Source organism: uncultured Nostoc sp., from assembly GCF_964245575.1.
Taxonomy (GTDB): Bacteria; Cyanobacteriota; Cyanobacteriia; order Cyanobacteriales; family Nostocaceae; genus Nostoc.
On record NZ_CAXTNP010000477.1, the window covers coordinates 1 to 3,482 of the forward strand.

Below are 3,482 nucleotides of genomic sequence, written 5' to 3' on the forward strand. Positions count from 1 at the left end.
CTGGGGACTGGGTTGAAAGTCTGTTTGTATATAGGTTTTATCATCAGTTAATGTCCTAACCTCCTTGTCCGTTGCTATAACACTCACGTTTCACCTCTACCACTCCCCCTCTGCTATTAATGTTTTAGGACTAGCCCTTTCAAGGTGGGTGAAAATTTTAGTCTATAAATTCTTCTTTAACTTCTTTTCTCTGTGTTATCGACGACTCTACGGTTAAATAAATTACTTTTAAATCGCTCTAGTCTTATGTTTATAACTAGTTTAGAAGCATTACGCACCCTGTACTGGATGCTGCCCATAATAGGGCAAAGCCTCTGACCAATTAGGAAATTTGCCCTCTTGCCAATCGAGATTAGCTAGTTCTAAAATACTTGTCACCGTCGCTGCTAACCCAGATTGAGCTTGAATCAACTGATAATTAGTGTTCCAATTCGCTAAAGTTTCCTGCCATGCAACTGGAGAGAATACTCTATCTGGCAAACACACTTTTATTTGAGAAACATCAGGCTCAAACTGATAAATAGCAGCAAAAATTTGACCTCGTTGTGCTGGCATTTCCACAGCAATAGTTTTTGGATTTTCACTTTTGCCTGCTTCTGTCCAAGCTACCGCAGCCAAAGTTGAAATCGCAAATACAGGAATATCTAACTGTTGCCCTAAAGTTCGAGCAGTGACAACGCCAATTCGAGTCCCGGTAAAGCCGCCAGGGCCTTTTGCAACTGCGATAAAGGAAAAATCTGCCCAAGTTTGCGGTTTTATAAATTCAATTAAATATTGATGCACTAAGCTAGATAAATCACGCCCCAAATTCCAAACTTGAGAGCGAGTATCGCCTGCAAAATTACTAATTCCCAAACCTAATTCTGGTGTGGTGGTATGTAGTGCTAAAGCGTATTTATTTATTGCAAGGTCGTCTAGTTCCGTTGTCAAAGTTATTTAAAATAGCTATTTTTAGAAAGTTAACATGAATTATTCAAGCATATAACATAGCAGTTCTTAATTAAATAGACTACATTTCTTTGATTCTGCTTTGAACAGTAGTCTCAGGGCAAACATTTTCCTGTTTCAACAAAATCAGAACGCGATGGAGCCAGCGCCCGCCGTAGGCGATCGCAAATGTTCGCTTGCTGTTCACTCTCTAATAGCGATCGCTTTCCTGACATTTCCTCCCTATACCATGAATTCGCGATCGTTGAAGGACAAAATCTCATTACAGCAGAAATCATGTATTTGAACCACATCTATCGTAAGGGCACAGCATTGCTGCGCCCTTACCGCGTGGTCTATTTACCTGAAAATAGCTGTAAGATACACCAATCATTTTCTATCAAGTCGGCACTAATTCACCCGGACGTAATTTCGACCACTTACCCGTTTCTCGCTTAAAGCTTAGACAACCAACAACATCCCATTCCATTTCAATCACATCCTCTTTAGTCCGAATGTTGACATTGATAGAAGGTTCATTCGGATCAAAATTTGGTGTTTCAGTCAAGTGAGGCTGTTGGTGCTGTCCTTCCACAGCATGATAGGTAACACATCGGTCTACATAGTGGCAATTCACGCAAATACACATAATAGAACCAACTCCAGGGGCCTTTATTGTTAATTTAACGTAAGCCCAACTGTTATTCATGAGTTGCTGGGTTGATTTTTATTACAATGCTTGAAGAAGAATTCAGCTATTCTGAATTTAGGAGCAAAGCAAGGAAAGTTTGCGTTCGGTCAAAATCAATAGCGTGGGGGATTCAGACCCGCCACTGACAGCGTAGCCTCTACTCTTTCTCTACAAGATGCTACTCGTAGTTTGCTTCACCGTAGGAGTACATAATCTAAAATCTAAAATCTAAAATCCAAAATGGTATTAGCTCCCGAAAATTGGCCTTTCAGCTTGGAATTCCTGCCACAACCAGCTTACATGGTAGGGGGGGCTGTCCGAGATGCGATTCTTGGCAGAACTCGCGGATATCTGGATCTAGATTTTGTTATACCATCTAAGGCGGTAAAGGTAGCAAGAGCGATCGCTCATCATTACAAAGCTGGTTTTGTGTTACTCGATGCAGAACGACAAATTGCGCGTGTGGTTTTTCCCCACGCTACGGCTGACTTTGCCCAGCAGGAAGGAGATAGTATAGAAGTTGATTTGCACAGACGGGATTTTACAGTAAATGCGATCGCTTATAATCCCCATACGCAAGAAATCATCGATCCTCTGCAAGGTCATGTAGACTTACAACAGGGCATTTTGCGAATGGTATCACCCGCGAACCTAGAAGATGACCCTTTACGGTTAATGCGAGGTTATCGCCAAGCCTCTCAATTAGGTTTTACTATTGAGCCAGCTACTCAAGCCGCAATTCGTTCTTTGGCATCACATATCAGCAAAGTTGCAGCCGAACGAGTTAGGGTAGAAATTGGCTATCTACTCAGCAATTCTCAGGCTACTCCTTGGATCACAAGTGCTTGGGAAGATGGTTTACTTGCCCCTTTCTTCAAAAACGCCACCCGTGAAAGCTTGATAAAATTAGCAGCAGTTGACGAAGCCGCCGCCTTACTCACCCAAAATTGGCAACAATTAGGGGCACAACTGCAAGAATATGTCCGCGATAGTATCAAAACCACTTGGTTAAGTATTGCCAAACTTGCTTGTCTTGTCAACCCAGTTCCAGAGTTAGCAGAAATAGAACTACAGGAACTAACTTATAGTCGTGCCGAAATCCGGGGTGTAACCACTGCTTTAAAACTGTTACCACAGCTTCAAGTAGTCGATATGTCTTTGCGAGAACAATACTTTTTCTTTCATGACGCAGATATTGTGTTTCCCGCGATGACAGTCTTAGCTGTAGCACTTGATATTTTGGTAGAGGCGATGTCTGGTGACAAGCCACTACACACAGCAATGGAAACCAAAGTAAAACGCTGCCTTCTTTGGACACCTTTGATCAACCGCTACCTGAACCCTGATGATCTGGTCGCTCATCCTACTCCACTAGTGAGCGGGAAGGAGCTGATTATAACATTAGATATTCCAGCTTCGCCAATCATCGGGCAACTGTTGAGAGAAATTGGCGTAGCACAAGCTGAGGGGAAAGTTTCAACAACAATAGAAGCGATCGCTTATGCACGTCAATTACTTGAAGGTTAGATAAGCTAACGCGCCTACATATTGCACTATTTTCCGTGTAGACCGTCATTAGTTACTTGTACTGAGCGTAGTCGAAGTATTAGTCATTTGTGTTTACCAAGGACAAAGGACAAATGACAAAAGACAACCTCACTAGTGGATGTGCAATGTTTATTTGCATAACAGCTTATACCAAAATGAATGCGTAAATTACTCTAATGAGTAAGCAAACTGGGGTTTAAGAAAGCAAAAGCTGCTTTTGCTTGCGGAAAACACTAAAATGAGAAAGCAAAAGCTGCTTTCGTTTGTGGAAAACACTAAAATGCGAAATTAAAAGCTGCTTTTGAAGAAGTAAAAG

4 protein-coding genes are annotated in these 3,482 nt (G+C 41.8%); 1 reads left to right on the top strand and 3 read right to left on the bottom strand.

Features of this window, described 5'->3' with window-relative positions; translation table 11 throughout:
• Nucleotides 1-270 precede the first annotated feature (270 nt).
• The 3 genes from tsaB to ACFFAP_RS37185 form a co-directional block, all read right to left on the bottom strand.
• Nucleotides 271-930, bottom strand: coding sequence for a tRNA (adenosine(37)-N6)-threonylcarbamoyltransferase complex dimerization subunit type 1 TsaB (gene tsaB, locus ACFFAP_RS37175; protein WP_375515901.1), 660 nt, complete (start codon nucleotides 928-930; stop codon nucleotides 271-273).
• 113 nt (nucleotides 931-1,043) lie between these two features.
• Entirely contained in the window at nucleotides 1,044-1,226 is a 183-nt protein-coding gene (locus ACFFAP_RS37180) for a hypothetical protein (RefSeq protein WP_375515902.1), read from the bottom strand.
• 101 nt (nucleotides 1,227-1,327) lie between these two features.
• Nucleotides 1,328-1,576, bottom strand: coding sequence for a Ycf34 family protein (locus ACFFAP_RS37185; RefSeq protein ID WP_190893341.1), 249 nt, complete (start codon nucleotides 1,574-1,576; stop codon nucleotides 1,328-1,330).
• A 282-nt stretch (nucleotides 1,577-1,858) separates the two neighbouring features.
• Here ACFFAP_RS37185 and ACFFAP_RS37190 point away from each other — a divergent pair, with 282 nt between their 5' ends.
• A complete protein-coding gene (locus ACFFAP_RS37190; protein WP_375515903.1) occupies nucleotides 1,859-3,145 on the top strand; it encodes a CCA tRNA nucleotidyltransferase in 1,287 nt (428 codons plus the stop codon).
• Nucleotides 3,146-3,482: the final 337 nt, after the last annotated feature.